Source organism: Trichormus sp. NMC-1, from assembly GCF_001858025.1.
Lineage (GTDB): Bacteria > Cyanobacteriota > Cyanobacteriia > Cyanobacteriales > Nostocaceae > Anabaena.
In genome coordinates, this window is the sequence record NZ_LZQD01000003.1 from 288,888 (window position 1) to 307,896 (window position 19,009).

Consider the following 19,009-nt stretch of genomic DNA (forward strand, 5'->3'; position numbering starts at 1 on the left):
TGATAGTGCAATTTATCAGGTTTTTGTAGAACAAGATCGAAACTGTAGAGACGTTCCATGGAACGTCTCTACATGATTTCTTTGTGATCTACTGGAATTGTGCCATGAAACGCCTATCAATACAGTCTTTCCAATGCCACAATAACTGATGGGGTGGTAAGGTAAAATCCCCTCTCGTGGCTAATGCGCGTCCATCACCTGTACTAATTAAACTTAAATAGTCTTTTTGTGGTTTATAAGGTTGAAGTGATTTACCCAAAACCATCCTTCGCAAATTATCATACAACGGTTTACCTTGACGCACCGCAAACACACCCGCTTTTGGTAAGTGATAATTTATCATTGTCGCAATATCACCCGCTGCAAAAATTTGGGGATGACTAACAGATTGTAAATTATCATCTACTAAAATAAACCCTGTTTCATCTGTACCAATACCCGAATTTTTCACCCAATTTGGTGCTGATGCTTGTGTTACCCAAAAGACTTGATCGCACTCAACTACTAACCCAGATTCGCATTTAATCTCTAACTTGTCGTTTCTTGGTACAACTTGACACACGGTTTCACTTAAATGTAATTTCACATCTTTGTTAATTAAAATTCTCTCCATGATTTGCCGTACTGATAAATGATGATTTGGCATTAATTCCCCACTGCGTTGAAATAAATGCACTTCCAAATTTTTAGTTTCCAATCTCTGTAAACCTGCTTGCATTGATAATGCCAATTCGACACCACCTGCACCACCACCAACAATGCCAATACTTAGCTGTTTTTGGGGATTTTCAGCAACTGTTTCCTGTAATTTATACCAATGTTCTAAAAGTTGCGCCACAGGTTTAGCGCCAATTGTATATTCTGCTGCACCTGATACAGATAATTTTGCCGGAGTGCTGCCAATATCAATAGACAGGATATCAAAATCTACCGCAGGTCGGTTAGCACAAAGCACGTGGTGATTTTTAAAATCCAGCCCAATTACTTGATCAAGATACAATTCTACATGAGCAAATTTGCATAAATTCTGTAAAAAAATATGACATTCAGCATAATTGTAAAATCCAGCAATATGTCCTGGCAACATCCCAGAGTAGGGTGTATATTGATCTGGAGTAATTAAGGTCAAACTTAGTCCGGGTAGGGGGTTTTTACCTAAAAGTCTCAAAACGATAGCATGACTATGACCCCCACCAATCAGCACCAACTTTTTTTGCCTTGGATAGTAATTTTCCTGCATTTGCAGATTTAAGTAAATTTGATTATCGATTAAATATAAATCAATTTTATCATGATTGTTCTCTATTGTCGGTGAATACTAAGCAATAGTGAATCACAACCAAAAACTGATAAATATGTGTAGCACATATGTTTATGTCTCAACCAGATGCTGAGTTCAATTCACTTAATTAAAGCTACAAATGAATTTCTTCATTAGCGCGTCATTCTGTCCGTCCATTGGTGAGGAATTTGTGATTAGGACTTAATAAAGTGTCACACTCCATTTCTATTTTTAGATATCTGAATTCTCAAATGCTTAAGCTTAGTGTATTAATTCAAAATGCCTCATTCAAAAAAATCATCCTGTGGATGCTGGAAATTAGAGAACGATTAAAACATACTCAACAAAATAACTCATATCAACAATATTTAATGAATGTCATACCAAGACTTGAGAATAATTCCATTGAAACCAGTCTATCTGCAATTAATGATTTAGAGCATCTCGCCAAAATCCAACCGCAATACCACTGGGTAATTATGGATATGCTGACTCATTTTGTACGAAATAAATCTCCCATTCTTTCCCCAGAAGAACTGATGATTAATTCTTCTACAAACATCCAGGAAGTGATTCAAGCCGCTATTACCGTAATTGGCAGGAGAGACATCACAAAAGACCCAGAAAATGAGCAGATTGACTTAAGTTATGCAAACTTAATAGGGGTAAATTTGTCAGGTGCAAACCTAGCACAAACTAACCTTTATCAAGCTAATCTATCGAATGCAAATCTTGCTGGTGTCAATTTAGAAGGAGCGATCCTCTGTGCAGCAAATCTCACTGGTGCTAACCTCAATTTAGCCAACCTGTCTGGGGCAATTCTCAGTGCAGCAAATCTCAGTGGTGCGAATCTCTCCGGTGCTAACTTGCATCGAGCTAACTTGTATTTGGCTAGTTTACAAAATGCAATTTTGAATGATACAATGCTTGATGGTGCAAACCTGAGAGAAACTAAGTTTTCTTTTTAAGAAATAATATATACCAGGTTATTTCAATTCCGCACTTAGCATCTTACAACTAAAATTTTTGCTTTCCAGCTATTGACAACTACTCCTATATAGGAGTAAATATATAACGATCCGTCAGGAATCTTGTACACCTCTTTGATAGTGGATGTTGGGTTAAGAAGTGGTTTAGGGATTTATCTGTGAGGGTTATCAGGTAATTACCGCATCTTACCCAACGGACAAGGTGTTAACAACCTCCGCAAAAATGGCTATATTAGGAATATATTGTAACTATTCAGACGCTGATATTTTTTTACAGAGTATAGTTATTGTCACTATCACGAATCAATACTTGTCGGTTAAGCTAAAAATATTAAATCAGGTAGGTTGGGGAGCCATCGCTGTGGACGGGTTTCCCGGCTTGTTCGCGTAGCGTCTCGTAGAGAGGCGAATGGCGTTTGACGTTCTTGTTACCCAACATTTACGGACTTTTGTTGGGTTGCGCTGTCGCTTAACCCAACCTACAAAAACTCTTAACCGAACAGTATTGTATCACGAATTAGTACCAGGGTTAGCGCAGCTTAACCCACCATTATTATCCCCTAAATTTATGGTGGGTTACGGACTACCATCCTAACCCACCCTACGATTTTTGGGTAATTTATTTTTTGGTGTTCCCTTAGATCAAAATCGGCTAATTGCTGATCATAAAACTTACCGCGTTCCTGTGTCTCTTGGCCAGCCATAATCATAAGTATTCAACCAAACACGATTTTACATATCCAACTTGGAAGCTAAATGCTATACTGTTTTTTTCAATCATCTCAGTAAGAAATCATTATTGTGAAGCATCTTTCTGGTATGTCTGCTAAAAAGACAGACGCAACTTTGAATTGGTTTATCACCATCATAGTTATTGTTGCTATGTCCTTGATACTGATTGTCTTCGCATCTACTAATATTGATAAGTTATCACTTCCGCAGCGAATAGCTGATAGAAATCAAGCATTAACTACGACTGCTATAGTTTTTCTCGGTTTAGCTGTCATGCTTAATGCTTATTATGCAGCCAAGCGGAATCAAACAATGCAAAAAAGTGCAATTACAGCGGAAAAAGCACTAGCGACGGGAATTGAAAATACTAAACTCACTCAAGAAAGATTAATTACTGAACGCTTTATTGGCGGAATTGCCCAGTTAGGACATGACAAAGTAGAAACGCGGACTGGTGCAATTTATGCATTAGAAAGAATTGCTCAGGATTTCCCTCAAGAACATTGGACAATTATGGAAGTTCTCACTGCTTTTGTTCGCGAAAATGCACCTATACAAGTAGAGAGAAAACAACAAAAACCAGAAGATTTCATGGCCATTGATATGGGTCAACATCGAGATAGGGTACGTCGTCAACAGTCAGTAGATTCTTATATTCCATCAGATAGTTTCAAACTTCGCACGGATATTCAAGCAGCTTTAACTGTTATTGGTAGACGCAATTTTCAGCAAGATCGAGAAAATCAAAAGCTGGATTTAAGTAATACCAATATCAGGCGGGTAAACTTAGCTGGTGCAAAATTGCAACGGGTAGATTTGCGAGGTTCTGATTTATCTGGAGCCAATTTAAGGGAAGTAGATTTAAGTGAAGCAGAATTGGATGGAGCTAAACTTATAGGGTCGATTCTCTATGAAGCTAACTTATTTAAAGCGAGTTTGCGAGGAGCGAATTTGAGTCGTTCTAACCTCAATTTGGCTAACTTATATGGAGTCAACCTACTTTCAGCTAACTTGTTTGGTGCAAGTTTGCGTTCAGCTAATTTACAAGCTGCAAACTTATATAAAGCTAATTTACAACAAGCAAACCTGAAAGCTGCAAACCTCTCTAGTGCTAAGTTGTTTCTGGCTAACTTGCAAGGTGCAAAGTTGGGGAAAACTAATTTACATTTAGCTGGTTTAATTGCGGCTAATTTGCAAGGTGCAAATCTTAATGGTGCAAATCTGCAAGGTGCAAATTTAAATTCTGCTAAATTACAAGAAACAGATATCTATTTTGCTAATCTCAGTCAAGCTAGTTTGACAGAAGCAGATTTGCAACAAGCTAATCTCATGGGAGCTAATCTTTGTGGGGCTATTTTTGATCAAGCTGACTTGTCTTGGGCAAATTTGATGGGTGCTAATTTATCTGGCGCTCAACTTTGTGATGTTAATCTCACTGGGGCGATTTTGACTGGTGCAAAAAACTTGGAATCAGAACAGATAATCATGACATTGGGCGATTGCACTACTCGTCTCCCTGATTATATCGAACCCCCAGCTAGTTGGCGACAATCTAGTTAATTTATAGTTATCACTGTTGCTAATTTGGGTGTATTCTACTGTTTAACGCAGGAGGGAAGAGTGTTTTAGCCTAATTCATATTCTTGGATCTATTGACCTTTATTTTTACAATGCTACTCACTTGCATTTTTGGAATTACTAAACTTGAGTTTTATTTTATTATTATTTTATTATATTAAGCGTAAGTATTCAGGATAGAGAATAAAAGTCTTTTTTAGTCAACTTTGATGATTTTGATAAAATCTCACTTCTCTCTATTCTTCATTTCATAAGCATTCTGAACCAAAGGTCTGCGAAGCGTCTCCTGACTCCTGACTCCTGAATTCTTACTATTAAGTTATTAAATCATGACTTGGCAATTGTCATGATTGCTTGTTTTAAATTTACTGAATTCGTAATCAAATTAGCTTTTTATATTAGTCAATTCATAGTAATTTTAGATATACACTAATAACTCGCAGTTTCCAGCTTTTGCTAGACAAAGGTTTGAAAATATCAGGCTGTTACAAAAAGACTACTATTTGTGAGGTTAAAATTATCATGACATTTGATATTACTAATAATTTTTCCTCCAAAAAGGAATTGAATTTTACTCCTATTTCCCCAGTTGATACCTTTAATACTGCGGCTGACAGTAGCTTAAGTTGGGGTAATCGTAGCAGTTTGCCGAAAGAGGAAACAACAGAAACTATTGCCACAACTAATAGCTATAATTCCAATAATGGCTATGGTTTAGTAGATGCCGGCAAAGCAGTAAGTGGAGCCGCTGGTGAAAGTCCTTATGCAGATGCTCCTGATTTGGGTGGAAATAATTGGGGTGCAGATTTGGTGAATGCTCCAGCAGCTTGGGAACATGGACACACAGGACAGGGTATTATTGTTGCGGTTTTAGATACTGGAGTTGACTACAACCATGAAGATTTAAAAAATAATATTTGGACAAATAATAAAGAAGTTGCTGGTAATGGTATAGATGATGATGGCAACGGCTATATTGATGATTTTCAAGGTTGGAACTTTGATAGTAGCAACAATAATGTTTTAGATGACAATAGTCATGGAACTCATGTTTCTGGTACTATTGCTGGGGAAAATAACGGTATTGGTGTAACTGGCATTGCCTATAATTCCAAAATTATGCCGGTCAAAGTTTTAGATAAAAATGGCTCAGGTTCTTATTCAAATATTGCTAATGGTATCTATTATGCTGTAAATAATGGGGCTAATGTAATTAACCTGAGTTTAGGAGGTAATTCTTCTAACGACATTCTCAAGTCAGCTATTGAATATGCCAGCAGCAAAGGTGTAATTGTTGTTATGGCCGCAGGAAATAATGGCGACTCTACACCATCTTATCCTGCCCGCTATGCCTACAATTCAGGAATTGCTGTGGGTGCAGTAGACAGAAATAATAACCTGGCTGACTTCTCTAACCGTTCTGGTTCTCAAGAAATTAAATACGTTACTGCTCCAGGTAAAGGTATTTACTCCACAGTCCCAAATAATCAATATACTACTTATGATGGCACTTCTATGGCAGCCCCTCATGTTGCGGGGGTAGTGGCTCTTATACTCAGCGCTAACCGCAGCTTAAGTGATAGTCAAGTACGGGAAATTATCACGAGTACGGCAAACAATACTACACCAACTCCAGCGCCTAGTCAGCCTTCAAATCCATCTCCTTCTCTGCCGTTTCCATTTCCTATTGACTTATTACCTTTTAGTTTAGATATAGGTTCACTACTACCAAATATAGGCTCACTATTTCCCCTCGGTTCACAAGGACAATCAACTATCCAATTACCGCCGATTGTTCTTTCTGTTGGTGAAAATAGTTTAGAATTTCGGTTTCGTGATGTTGGTACGGGAACGCAAAAGATAGCAAATTTCAGTTATTACGGTGAGAATAATGATAAATGGGAATTGCGTTATTATGACAGTCCAGGTTTGAGTTTTACTAGTGTTAATGATGGGGATATTGAGGGTGATGAGTTAGTTAAGAAAAGGTAATAACTGGAATAAATGAACTGGCATAATTTATTATTGGTTCCCATAAGCAGACTAGATTTTTCATAATTTCTAATTCCTGGTGTAGATATTTTACTAAAAGGTCAACTTGTGCCAAAATTAACAATAAATAAGCCAAGATGACTTTTTGAGTAGGGGTGAGTCTGAAGATGAAGATAGATGGACGTTATGAAATTGTGCAACCCTTGGGAAAAGGTGGGTTTGGGACTACTTTTTTAGCAAAAGACACCAAACGACCAGAAGATCCTGAATGTGTTGTTAAGCAGTTTACACCAGCCAGTATAGACCCAGCTACCTTAACAATACTTAAAAAGTTTTTTGACCAAGAAGCAGTGACGCTAGAAACTTTGGGTAAGCATAATACTAATAAACAGATTCCTCAACTTTTAGCCCACATAGAAGAAAATCAAGAGTTTTACATAGTTCAACAATATATCGAAGGTCATGATTTGAGTGCTGAATTAATATCAGGTCAAAAAATGAGTGAGTCTGATGTTATTAAACTTCTCATAGAAATTTTAGAAGTATTAGAATTTGTTCATGAATACAAAGTTATTCACCGAGATATTAAGCCAGATAATATCCGTCGTCGTCAGTCAGATAAGAAAATTGTCTTGATTGATTTTGGTGCAGTTAAACAAATTTGTACACAGGTAGTTAATAGTCAGGGACAAATTACTTCTACAGTGGTTATTGGTACTCCTGGTTATATGCCACTTGAACAACAAAGAGGTAAACCACAACTTAGCAGTGATGTTTATGCAGTAGGAATAATTGCTATTCAAGCACTGACAGGTTTACTTCCTCAAGAATTAGAAGAAGATGCGAATACAGGAGAAATAATTTGGCGTAACCATGTCAATGTTAGCCCAAAATTAGCAACCGTTTTGAATAAAATGGTAAGTTATGATTTTCGTCAGCGTTACCGTACAGCGAAGGAAGCATTACAAGAAGTTAAAAAATTATTACCGCAGCCTATAAATTGGAAGTTGCTGCTGGGATTAGGAATGACAATAGTTATCAGCTTAACTATTTTCTTTATTACTAAAAAAGATGATTTTAATTTATATGAAAATTCTCAATATGGGATAAAGGTAAAATATCCAAAAACCTGGGAAAGACAAGATTTAGACAATCCCATTCTTGCTGAAGTTGTGACTTTTATATCTCCTAAACAAAGTGATGCAGATAAGTTTCAAGAAAATGTCACAATTAGCGTTGATCAATTTTCTGGCACATTAGAGGATTTGCAAGAATCGAATATTAAGGAAATTATCAATACCTTGGTAGGAAGCAAGATTATTGATAAAGGTAAAACAACTCTGGCAAATAAACCAGCTAGTCAATTAATCTTTACTGGTAAAAGTGGAAATGATAATTTAAAGAATATGCAGGTTGTAATTTTAAAAGGTGAACAGGCTTATACAATTACTTATACTGCAAAAATAGATGATTATGATGAGTTTGTGGAAACAGCAGAAAAGATGATTAAATCAGTGGAAATTAATTAATTGTCTGCATCAGGATGTCCAAGATTTAAGGATTTTTAGGATAAAAATCACATTCTTTTCGTGTATCCGTGTGTGTTATGTTTCGCGCAAAGTGGCACCAGCGAAGCGTTCGCAAAGCGTGCCGTAGGCTTTAGCACGAAGTGCGTTAGGAGCAAAGACGCAAAAAAGAAAGTAACTGTGAGAATAATAGAAAATTATCAAAATCTCATCATTCAATTACAATTAAACATCCTGTTAATCCTTAAATCCTGGACATCCTGATTCTGACATTCTTTCCACCTTTGCTTGAGATAATTATGAATTAGTTAAGCTTTATTGCTACTGAAGCTTTCTAAGCTCTCCCAGAATTCATTGATACATTTATTTGGTTGTACCAAGACAATTGATAAGCCAATTATTGCTGCTGGAAGTGTGTAGTTAAATTTCATATTTTAATAAATCAAATATTGATAACTAATTAGGAGCAGCACAAGCAGAATTAAAACCATAACTTTCCTGCCACTTTTTCACAGTTCCTTCACCAATTGGGAATACTTTAGTATCACCATCAGCAAAAGTTAAACGGACACGAACTTCTTTGGCTGGTGCATTCCTGAGCAAATTGGCAGTATCAGCATTAACAGCAAATATTGTGTTTGTCATATACCAAGTGCTGGAATATTTGGTTTTTACATTGTTTTTGTATCTGGTGTAGGTGTAATTTATTGAAAATCCTCTGACTCTAGTATTGGGGTTAAGAGTTAGTTTGAGAATTTGATTACCAATACCTAATTCTATCTGTTGAGGAACGAGTTCTTTCAAATTGGCTTTACCATTTACTGGAGCACTTTGGACAATCATTTGTGCAAAACACCCTTCTATCTTGCTACCCCACAAAGAAACAATCGCAAATCTACCTGGGTCTGGACCAGCAAGGGGATTGTCAAGAAGCCCAGTTGGTTCACCGTGGCGATCTATGACTACTTTACCAAGAGGGGCATTCACCAATGTATCCTTGATATTGAGGACTTTACTGAAAGATAAACCACGACCACCCCAAGATATTCCTTTAACAGTATCAAGTTTGTCCTCATCAATTGAATTTTGGGCGATCGCTCTAAGAGCAACTACATTCAGCAATCCTGTAATTAACACTACAGCCATAAGGCTAGATTTCAAGCAATTCTTAAACATAAAATTGTCCTTTCCATAATTCAATTATTTGCCTAATTAACACCGTCTCCCAGGGCAAGGAATATCCTTAAAATATTCATCACCAGGAAAAGGTAGAGGTCTTACTGCATTAGGAGGAAGGCCTGTTGGTGTGATTATTCCCAAATTTTTGCCTACTTCTGAAGTCGTAAAGTATTTAATAGGAATACCCAAATTAAGACCTGATTTGTCACCAATCTTTGAGTGTTCTCCATCTGCTCCATCTCCTCTCCCATGAACTCCGATCAGTTGTCCTTTCTTGTTCAAAACTGGTCCACCACTCATCCCTGGTAAGGTAATATTACTGTACACCAAGCCATAGCCATCTTTAAATAGTTCGGCAGCATTACCTGTTATCTTACCATCAGTGAAAATGTAAGTTGACCGAGAAATAGAAGCAGGTTTGGGCTTTGGAAATCCTGCCACATAAACAGTTGCGCCTTCTTTAACTCCATCTGAATTACCAATATTAGCAACAGTATATTTTTCACTGCTGGTAAATTTTAAAACGGCTAAATCTACGCTTTGTACAGGGGTAATCAGGTTAGATTGATATTTACGGTCATCAACAGTCTGGACTTTGTAGGTTCCTCGCTGATCGACAACATGGAAATTTGTCAAAACGGTGTAAGTGTTACCTTGCCGGTGAATTATCACCCCAGTTCCTAATTTTGGTCCACTAATCAGGACTGTAATCTCTTTAGCAATTTGACCGACATCCTGAGCAGTTAATGTTACAGCAATTTCTGGTTGACTAAATGCGATCGCTACCCCAATAATTACTGTTGCTAGTCCATGATTAAGCTTCATGATTTAACCTCTATTTAGTCTTATTTAACAATGGACAATCTTGATTTTCTTCAGATTCTCCCATTATTTGCATCACCTTATTCATTGGTACAGCCCAACTCAAACGCACAATTTGCTGATGTAACTTTTCCTCAGCTTGGGAACCATCAATAAACATAGAAGGAACATCCCATAAAGGATAAGCGTGCATACCATTCACACCCACAACCTCACCCCGTTTATTCAACAAAGCACCTCCACTCATTCCTTTTTCCAAAACATTGGTATATCCCACTTTATAACCTTCCTCTAAGGCTTTTTCCAATACTAGAGATACCTTACCGCTAGTCAACACAAAGTTAATTTTCTCTGTTTCTTCCTGCACAGGAAACCCAGCAACAAATACCTCATCTCCCGCCTTTGGAGAAGCACCAAAATCAGCGATAGGATAGACTTTTTTCATACTAGAAAATTGCAATAGTGCTAAATCATATTTCTGAAAATTCACATCTTTTGGCACATCAGCTTGATAGAGTTCACCATCTGGAGTTTGAATAAAATAGGGTGGATTATCTGCTCTCAACACATGGGCATTAGTTAATACTGTATAAACTGAATTTTGCTTATTTAGTAATATTCCTGATCCCAAGAATTCTGTTGATAATATCTTCACAGTAATGGCAGTTGCTTTTTCCTGCAACTGTTCTACTGATAATAAAGTTGGCGGTTGTGTAATGCTACTTTGTCCAGCAGAAATACTGATACTTGTTGCCGAACTTGAAAGCAACATTGACAAACCGCCAATACAGGCGACAATTTTTAATATCCGCCAAATCATGTTAATTTAATCCGGTTCAACAGTGGCATTATCGAGGTAAAGCTCGAAATCAATATTAATTGTGTCGCGGTCATATTCATTGAGTATATTACCAGCAGCTAAACCCCGACGGTCTAATAGTCTGCGTAGAGTATCAGTGGGATTAACCCCACGTTTGAGAGTCAATAACAAATTATCATCTACACAACGAGGATTTTGGCTAGTACCAGCACAAACAACAGGTTCACCTCTGAGCGTCCCAGTGGTGATATTTTTCAGAGTACCGTTGTCATTACTCCTTTGAAATCTGCGCGATACTTCTACACAACGGCGTTGAGCAGTCCAAGGTGGTGGAAAGTAATTATTAGAAGTCCAACGAACTATTGTGACTTTCCTCCCATCTTGAGTACGGGCAAAGGTGACCGGTACACCTTTACTCTTACCACAGAAAAAGGTTGCGCTTCCTGCATAGCTGGGTTGGTTGATAGCTGCGGTTGTGGCTAATGCCGTCAGGGAACCTAGGGTAACAGATTGCATCACATATGTGACTAATTGCCTAAATAAACTTCTTTTCATAAAATTATTCACTTTATTTATCACTATTATGCAATATGGTGGGGTTACAAGTTTCATTAGTATGTGAAATTACTGTAAAGATATAATTTAAGTAACCTTACGTAGTGATACCGTTAGTGGGACTTAGACAAAAGAGAAGGTAACAAAAAGTATACAGCACTTCCCGGTGTTATGAGGTACAAGAACCCCACCCCCAACCCCCTAAGAGCAAGCGATGAGGGGGCTAAGATGTACTTCATAAGAGCATAAACCGCTGTAATGCTTTGTCAGCATAGCTTTCACGTCAAAAGAACCCACCATGAAAGAGAGCCTTCTGGAATTCATTCCCATACAGAATATGGGAACGAGAAACACCAACATTCTTTACCTCACAGAAAATGCTTCACTAAACCTGCGGGTAATTGGCTCAACAATAAACGTCAAAACCGACTTCTTCCTAGTCACAATTTCAGCATTTGCAGCCATACCCGGAGTAAATTCTACCTCTTGACCTCGGAGATTAATTGAGTGTTTACTTAACTTAATTTGCGTTGGAAAAATTAATCCCAATTCTTTATCCACAGTTGCATTGGGACTGATTTGCATAACTTCACCATCAACAACTCCAAATTCTTGAAAAGGGAAAGTTACTAATTTCACCTTTGCTTTCATCCCCTGACGAATAAAACCAATATCTCGGTTAAGGACTTTTACTTCTAATAGCATTTCTTCCCCTTCAGGGACAATTGATAGCAATTCCTCACCAGATTGAACTGGCCCTTTAGTAGCTTTAATTTTGTAAATTGTCCCTGCAACAGGTGCTTTAATTGTTTCTCCGTCTTTTTGCTTTCTCGCTTGTTCTAATTGACCGGCAACATTGGTTAATTCTTCTTTGCGCTTGTTGATTTGGGTAAGAATTTCACTTTGGCGTTCTGATCTTAAACGTAAACCTTGATTACGTGCAGCTTGATAAGCCTGTTCAACTTGTTTAATTTCTTGAATTTGAGCAGATATATCTTTTTCTAAAGATGCAACTTTGTCTTGTGCTTCTGTTAACCTATTTTGGGTATTAGTGACTTCATCAGAACTTTTAATAATATCTGTATTGGCACGATTTAATCTTTCTTGCGCGTCTAAATAATCAACTCTAGGAACTGCACCAGGATTTAATAGAGTGCGAAGATTTTCTTCTCTTTGTTGAGCAATGCTTAAACTATTTTCAACTTTAACACGGATACTTTTGGCATTAACTAAGTTAGTTTGAGCATTAATAACACTGGTTTTGGCGTTTGCTAAATTTTCTTGTAATCGAGTCAAACGGACTTTGGCTTGATTAATAATTGAAAGTTGGCGTTGTGCTTCTGCTGCTGCTGCTGCTTGTTTGGCGCTGTAGTCTAACAAACGGGAATTTAATAATTCATCTTGCAATTTTGTCCCCGCAATCTTTCCCCCAGTACGTTCTGCTTCTAACCGTTGTAAATCGTCCTCAATTAATTTACTAGCTTTAGCCAATCGGTTCACATCAGTTTGTTGTAAATTAGGATCACGTTCAATTAAAACTTGATCTTTGGTGACGCGATCGCCTTCTTTCACTTTCACTGCTAAAATAGAGCCATTACCCAAAGATGTCACCGGTCTGACTTGAGTAGAAGCAATTAATTCTCCTGGTGCTGTCGCTACTTCATCAATTTCTGAAAAATGCGCCCAGGAAATTGCCCCAAATATAATAACGCTAATTGTTCCCGCTAATAATCTTGTATAAAGTGGAGGTAATTCCTGTACAGCTTTACCCAATTCATAAGATAATTGTTCTTCTGGTTTTGCAAATCTCTCTTTTGTTTGACGTGCTTGAACAGCATTTGCAGCTAGAGAATATTTCATAATTTTTGTCCTTTGTTATAAGTTATTAGTCATTGGTCATTGGTCATTTGTTTGATTGCTAATGACCAATAACTAATGACTATTTTCTAAATTTCTAAATAACGGCGCAAAAAGTTTTCTAATGTTTCCAATTGGAAGTTAAAAATCCTTTCTAAATTGGCTGTTTCTTCTGATGTACAAAAAAATTCATTAGCTAGTAAGGTGCGAAAAGTTCCTAAACTTGTTTGTGTTGAGGAGTTAAATAAACCTAATGCTCCCCGGAAGCTATCAACAGCAAACAGAGGAACGTTTATGACTATCGGTTCTTTGTTAAAGATGCGACTAAAAATTCTCGGAATATCCTCTCGCAATAAAATTTCCGCACCTCCTACTGATAAAATTTGGTTACAAGCATCTGCAACGGTCAAAGAATCTACAACTATCCTGGCTAAATCATCGGTGCTAACAATAGATGTGCGGTTTTTAGGATCACCAATAAGTAGATACAAACCCGTTTCTCGAAACCATTCCGCTAGTGGTAGCAAGTTTGATGCTAATCCAGCAGGGCGTAAAATAGTGTAATCTAAGCCACTACTTTGCAGATATCTCTCTACGGCTCGTTTGGCTTTGAACACGGGTGCATCTTCATATCCTCTGTCAGCACCTAAAACGGATATAAAGACAAAATGTTCAACACCCTGGACTTTAGCCTGATCAATGAGTTCAATATTAGCGCGATAATCTAAAGATAGAGCATCATTCCCGGAACCGTGAGCGCTAATGATATACTTTACGCCTCGACAAGCTTTCTGGATATCTTGTTCTCGTCGCAAATCACCAATGAAGATGTCAGAACCCCGGTGTTCTAACTCGCTGTAATGGGAAGTCAAGCGGACAAACGAACGTACAGGCTGCTGTTGTTGGCGTAAGAGTCGCACGACGCGGCGACCAATTCCGACCGTTGCTCCAGTAACTAGAATCATAGCTTTTGGATTTGAGTATGGGCTATTCCTCTAGTTAAGTTTAATCACTATTTTGTCTGAATCAGGATTTCCAGGATTTAAGGATTAACAGGATTAAGATGAGGATCTAGCTGGTCGCACTTTTCCCTCTGATTCTCCTTATAGTTTGACAGAAATATTAGATGATCGCTTTTATCCTGGTGAAGCAAGTGAGTTAGTAAGAGAGTGGGAATCGTAATAAGTTCTACATTTTGGGTCGAGGTTGCGGTTGTGCATTAGTTAACCTTTGCATTGTATACGGATCACATCGCTCAAACAATGAATTAAACCATTCAATAGCTTCTAACCCAGCGAAATTTTTTACAGGTAGCCCAAGTACATAAATTTCATCATCGTAAATAATCCCGAATGTTTTAGCTACTTAATGTAAATCGATGTTCCTTAATACATATCTTGCACCAAGCCCTAACGAATAGAATTCGTGGCTACACAAACTAAGTCCGCCTGCGCGGACTCACGGAAAATCAGTGGTTTCAAACCCGCGTAGGCGGGTTTTGTCTGTCTAGCCGCGACTTCCAGTCGCCAGGTGCAAGATGTGAGTTAAAGCCAGGGAATAAATTCCCTGTCTAAAAGCTAAAGTCGGTTAAAACCGACTATTTTGGTATCAATAGGATAATTTTTGATTTTGAGTTAACCAGAGTGCGTTTTAACGCACTTTAGCTTTTAGACCGGAACTTAAGTTCCGGGCGGGTTTGTTCTAAAACTCTACAATCACTGGTGTATGGTCGCTAGGCTGTTCTAACTTCCTGGGTGCGACATCAATAATGCAACTTTGGGCGCGATCGCACAAAACCGGTGTGAGATAATGATGATCAATCCGCCATCCTAAATTACGCTTGAAAGCAGCAGTACGATAATCCCACCAACTATAATGTCCTTTTTCGCTGTTGAATTTACGAAAAGCATCCGCAAAACCCAGCGAAAGAATATCTCGTAAAGCTTGGCGTTCTGGTTCAGATGCCATAATATGATTTTCTATCTTTACTTTGTCATGAATATCTATATCTTCCAAAGCGATATTAAAATCACCACACATAGAAATAGCCTGGTTTGATAACAACAGCACCTGCAAATATTTCCGCAACACTGTTAACCAGCGCAGCTTGTATTCATATTTCTCACTTCCCACTGCTGAACCGTTAGGAACATAAAGATTAATAATTCTAACTTTGTCAATCACGCCGGTTATTACCCGCTTTTGCTCATTCCATTCTGGGTCTATCTCTGGTAAGATTGGTGTGAAACCCATACTCACATCTTCTAAAGGTTGACGGCTAATGATAGCAACGCCGTTATAAGATTTCTGCCCAGAAATATAAGGGTAATAGCCTATTTTTTCAAAAGCTAAAATCGGAAAATCTTTATCTATAACTTTCGTTTCTTGTAAACACAGGACATCAACAGGATTTTGATTTAACCAATCAATCACCTGTTCTAAGCGTATACGAATCGAATTTACATTCCAAGTAGCAATTTTCATTAGTTCCCTGTGTGAAATTAAGTAAGTAGGCTTGAATCTTGAATATTTATGGTTGATATCAGCTAGGCGGCCGCAGGGAAGTGGATTTCAGGCAAATTAATCTTTATTTACATATAGCAGATTGCAGATCAATGAGGTACAGAATCAAAATTGAAAACTAGACAGCAAGCCAGTTTTACTCCTGACTCCTGAACCGAAGGTCTGCGAAGCGTCTCCTGACTCCTGACTCCTGAATTCTGCTGTTGTTAGGTTTAATTCTGCTAATTTATTTAGATTAAGAATTATAAAAAATGTAAATGCCTTGTGACCCAAAACCCTTGATAATTGTTACAATCTGTTTCTTTATCCATCAAACACTGGCGATAACTAATTGATCTAATTTGTAATTTAGTATGTCTGGCTACAAAATCGGTGAATTTGTTAGCTAGACTACATAATATTTTAATTGATTATGATCCCCAAGGTAGATGAAAATCGGAAATGCTCGGTTATAGTTTAAGAGTGCTGTTAGTTTTTAGCTATTACTTAATAACTGCAATAATTAGCATTTTTATGATCCTTTCTATTAGACGATGTTGGCAAAAGTCATCAAGTTTAGCAAAAAACTCTCCATAGACCTGTTGGCGTAGCACTCAGCGGCTTCCCGCTGTCTTTCTTCTCTCCCACAAGTCGAGAAGTCTTGAGATTACTATTTTCTGTTCTCTTTTCCTTGCCGGAAAGGGGTTAGGGGTTAAGTCTTTCGGGTTTTGATGTTGATAAGGATACTTTTAAAACATCCTCTTATAAAAGAGATTAGTATATGCCATTGACAGCAGATTGCAGGTTGCCGGCGGTAAAAATTTCCACCAAAAATAGGGTATCAACGGGGTTTGACTCCTGATATCAATTCACTTAATCAAAGCTACAAATGAATTTTCGCGTCTGTGTGTCTGTCCATTTGTATCAATCTTAAAGTAAAACGGTATGGCTCCTCAATTCTGCTGTATATTGCTCTCGCTGAGTAGTTGATGCTGGAAGCAACTGATTCATTTGTTTGGGTTTAATCAAAATTTTTTTGCCTGATTTCGACAATAATTTTTTTGAAGAGGAAATTGGTATGAATAAGAGAGCTAATATCTGCCCCTGCTGCGGTGGTTCCATATTGCGTCATGTCCGTTACGGCGAACTATATTGGTTTTGCCCATCATGCCGACAAGAAGTTCCATTGTTAAGCATTAATCGTTTGTCTAATTCAGAAACCCGTAATACAACCGCAGTGCTTACCCAGCCGGCTGTTGACCTGGCATCGTCCTGAATTTATAGCAGGAGTCAGGAGTCAGGAGTCAGGAGGAGGCAGTGCGGTGGACGGGTTCCCCGGCATAAAGCAACTGCCGTTCAGGAGTAAAACTGTCTTGCTGTCTAGGTTTCAATTTTGATTCTGTTTATCCTGGTGAAGCAAGTGAGTTAGTAAGAGAGTGGGAATCGTAATAAGTTCTACATTTTGGGTCGAGGTTGCGGTTGTGCATTAGTTAACCTTTGCATTGTATACGGATCACATCGCTCAAACAATGAATTAAACCATTCAATAGCTTCTAACCCAGCGAAATTTTTTACAGGTAGCCCAAGTACATAAATTTCATCATCGTAAATATATATTTACTGGTCAAAACACAATCAGCCGAGATTTAGCGCCAGTGTCATGTAAGTGATGCTGGCGCTATGCTTTGAGCAATCAAAAAAAGTTTGTGACCAAGATAGCTGATAACCTCATCCGTATCTCGTTATGATAGAAAAGTAGATAAAACTTAAAAAATATTTATCAAATGCTGATTGACTCCTCTGGCTTGTCCAAAGTCAAAGACTCAGTAACCAAAACAATTCTCTTCGGCAACGAACCTAAGCCGGAGTTAATTGCCATTCTTGCAGTCTACTTTGTTCAAGGCATCTTAGGGTTAGCGCGTCTAGCCGTGAGTTTCTTCCTCAAAGATGAATTGCATCTAAGCCCAGTTGAGGTATCAGCGCTGTTGGGAATAGTCGCCTTACCGTGGATGATTAAGCCCGTATTTGGCTTTATTTCCGATGGGTTGCCCATCTTTGGCTACCGCCGCCGACCGTATTTAGTGTCATCAGGAATATTGGGGGCTGCGGCTTGGGTGAGTTTGGGTACTGTAGTTCATACTAGCTTAGGGGCAACAATAGCGATCGCTCTGAGTTCCCTTTCTGTCGCCTTCAGTGATGTCATAGTTGACTCCCTCATTGTCGAACGAGCCAGACTAGAAACCCAAGCTAAAGCCGGTTCCCTTCAATCCCTGTGCTGGGGTGCTACTGCCCTTGGGGGTTTAATGACAGCTTACTTTAGTGGCTTACTGTTAGAACATTTCACTACCCGCACAGTATTTTTATTTACCGCTGGATTCCCCCTCATTATTTCAGTGGCAGCGTGGTTAATTGCAGAAACACCAATTAGCAAAGTTGAGTCAGAAAATCATCAAACCAACTTTCTCAACGTCAAAAATCAAATCATTCAAGTGCGCCAAGCCTTTATCCAAAAAGGAATTTGGCTACCCACAGCATTTATATTTCTTTGGCAATCTACACCCAGTGGAGACTCAGCTTTTTTCTTCTTCTTCACCAATGAACTCCACTTTAAACCAGAATTTTTAGGCAGAGTCAATCTTGTTACAAGTTTAGCCTCATTAATTGGCATTTGGATCTTTCAACGTTTTCTGAAAACTGTTCCCTTTCGGGTAATTTGTGGTTGGAGTATCGTCATTTCCGCAATATTAAGAATGACAATGCTCCTGTTAGTAACTCACACAAATAGAACATTAGGAATAGATGACCAATGGTTCAGTTTAGGTGATAGCTTAATTCTCGCCGTTATGGGACAAATTGCATTTATGCCTGTGATGGTTTTAGCCGCAAGAATCTGTCCTTTGGGAATAGAAGCAACATTATTTGCACTCTTAATGTCCATCTTTAATTTAGGAGGGGCTATTTCCAGAGAGCTTGGAGCATTAACTATGCAGTGGTTAGGAATCACCGATACTAACTTTGATGCCCTATGGCTGTTAGTGATAATTACTAATCTCAGTGCTTTGTTACCTCTTCCATTCCTCAACTGGCTACCTGTTGAAAAAGAGGAATCTGAGATGGCAACATTGCCAGCAACTCCAATTAATAATTGATGTCCACACAAACGCAAACAAGTTTT

At 38.2% G+C, this 19,009-nt stretch carries 17 protein-coding genes; 8 read left to right on the forward strand and 9 right to left on the reverse strand.

Annotated features, from left to right (window positions below; genetic code table 11):
* Positions 1–88: 88 nt before the first annotated feature.
* Complete coding sequence (locus A9Y75_RS12665) at positions 89–1,240, reverse strand: FAD-dependent oxidoreductase (RefSeq protein WP_071189913.1); 1,152 nt, start codon at positions 1,238–1,240, stop codon at positions 89–91.
* A gap of 293 nt (positions 1,241–1,533) precedes the next feature.
* Between A9Y75_RS12665 and A9Y75_RS12670 the strand changes: the two genes are divergently transcribed.
* From A9Y75_RS12670 to A9Y75_RS12685, 5 genes are all read left to right on the forward strand, one after another.
* Entirely contained in the window at positions 1,534–2,250 is a 717-nt protein-coding gene (locus A9Y75_RS12670) for a pentapeptide repeat-containing protein (RefSeq protein WP_071189914.1), read from the forward strand.
* Between the two features lie 430 nt (positions 2,251–2,680).
* Positions 2,681–2,866, forward strand: a complete 186-nt coding sequence (locus tag A9Y75_RS27575; RefSeq protein ID WP_143046414.1) for a hypothetical protein — start codon at positions 2,681–2,683, stop codon at positions 2,864–2,866.
* 224 nt (positions 2,867–3,090) lie between these two features.
* Positions 3,091–4,563, forward strand: coding sequence for a pentapeptide repeat-containing protein (locus A9Y75_RS12675; protein ID WP_071189915.1), 1,473 nt, complete (start codon positions 3,091–3,093; stop codon positions 4,561–4,563).
* Positions 4,564–5,103: 540 nt separating this feature from the next.
* Positions 5,104–6,573, forward strand: coding sequence for a S8 family peptidase (locus tag A9Y75_RS12680; protein ID WP_071189916.1), 1,470 nt, complete (start codon positions 5,104–5,106; stop codon positions 6,571–6,573).
* Between the two features lie 167 nt (positions 6,574–6,740).
* The gene (locus tag A9Y75_RS12685) at positions 6,741–8,102 is read left to right on the forward strand and encodes a serine/threonine-protein kinase (RefSeq protein ID WP_071189917.1); all 1,362 of its coding nucleotides are present in this window, start codon (positions 6,741–6,743) and stop codon (positions 8,100–8,102) included.
* Positions 8,103–8,555: 453 nt separating this feature from the next.
* Here A9Y75_RS12685 and A9Y75_RS12690 read toward each other — a convergent pair whose 3' ends face one another.
* The 8 genes from A9Y75_RS12690 to A9Y75_RS28450 all read right to left on the reverse strand — a co-directional run bounded on the left by A9Y75_RS12690 (position 8,556) and on the right by A9Y75_RS28450 (position 16,128).
* A complete protein-coding gene (locus tag A9Y75_RS12690) occupies positions 8,556–9,245 on the reverse strand; it encodes a hypothetical protein (RefSeq protein WP_236721392.1) in 690 nt (229 codons plus the stop codon).
* Positions 9,246–9,311: 66 nt separating this feature from the next.
* Positions 9,312–10,103: a serine protease gene (locus tag A9Y75_RS12695; RefSeq protein ID WP_071189919.1), complete on the reverse strand. Its 792-nt coding sequence runs from the start codon at positions 10,101–10,103 to the stop codon at positions 9,312–9,314.
* A 10-nt stretch (positions 10,104–10,113) separates the two neighbouring features.
* Positions 10,114–10,920: a serine protease gene (locus tag A9Y75_RS12700; RefSeq protein ID WP_071189920.1), complete on the reverse strand. Its 807-nt coding sequence runs from the start codon at positions 10,918–10,920 to the stop codon at positions 10,114–10,116.
* Positions 10,921–10,926: 6 nt separating this feature from the next.
* Complete coding sequence (locus A9Y75_RS12705; protein ID WP_071189921.1) at positions 10,927–11,475, reverse strand: COP23 domain-containing protein; 549 nt, start codon at positions 11,473–11,475, stop codon at positions 10,927–10,929.
* A gap of 363 nt (positions 11,476–11,838) precedes the next feature.
* Positions 11,839–13,335 carry an HlyD family efflux transporter periplasmic adaptor subunit gene (locus A9Y75_RS12710; RefSeq protein ID WP_071189922.1) on the reverse strand — a complete coding sequence of 499 codons (1,497 nt, stop codon included), beginning with the start codon at positions 13,333–13,335 and terminating at the stop codon, positions 11,839–11,841.
* A gap of 86 nt (positions 13,336–13,421) precedes the next feature.
* On the reverse strand, positions 13,422–14,297 hold the full coding sequence (locus A9Y75_RS12715; RefSeq protein WP_071189923.1) for an SDR family oxidoreductase: 876 nt from the start codon (positions 14,295–14,297) through the stop codon (positions 13,422–13,424).
* A gap of 736 nt (positions 14,298–15,033) precedes the next feature.
* Complete coding sequence (gene xth / locus A9Y75_RS12720; protein ID WP_071189924.1) at positions 15,034–15,816, reverse strand: exodeoxyribonuclease III; 783 nt, start codon at positions 15,814–15,816, stop codon at positions 15,034–15,036.
* Positions 15,817–15,960: 144 nt separating this feature from the next.
* Entirely contained in the window at positions 15,961–16,128 is a 168-nt protein-coding gene (locus A9Y75_RS28450; RefSeq protein ID WP_177176172.1) for a hypothetical protein, read from the reverse strand.
* Positions 16,129–16,912: 784 nt separating this feature from the next.
* Here A9Y75_RS28450 and A9Y75_RS26455 point away from each other — a divergent pair.
* From A9Y75_RS26455 to A9Y75_RS12730, 3 genes are all read left to right on the forward strand, one after another.
* The gene (locus A9Y75_RS26455) at positions 16,913–17,110 is read left to right on the forward strand and encodes a hypothetical protein (RefSeq protein WP_083389598.1); all 198 of its coding nucleotides are present in this window, start codon (positions 16,913–16,915) and stop codon (positions 17,108–17,110) included.
* Positions 17,091–17,231: a hypothetical protein gene (locus A9Y75_RS28455; protein WP_177176173.1), complete on the forward strand. Its 141-nt coding sequence runs from the start codon at positions 17,091–17,093 to the stop codon at positions 17,229–17,231. The genes A9Y75_RS26455 and A9Y75_RS28455 overlap by 20 nt, the downstream gene beginning before the upstream one ends.
* A gap of 387 nt (positions 17,232–17,618) precedes the next feature.
* Positions 17,619–18,983, forward strand: coding sequence for a folate/biopterin family MFS transporter (locus A9Y75_RS12730; RefSeq protein ID WP_071189926.1), 1,365 nt, complete (start codon positions 17,619–17,621; stop codon positions 18,981–18,983).
* Positions 18,984–19,009: the final 26 nt, after the last annotated feature.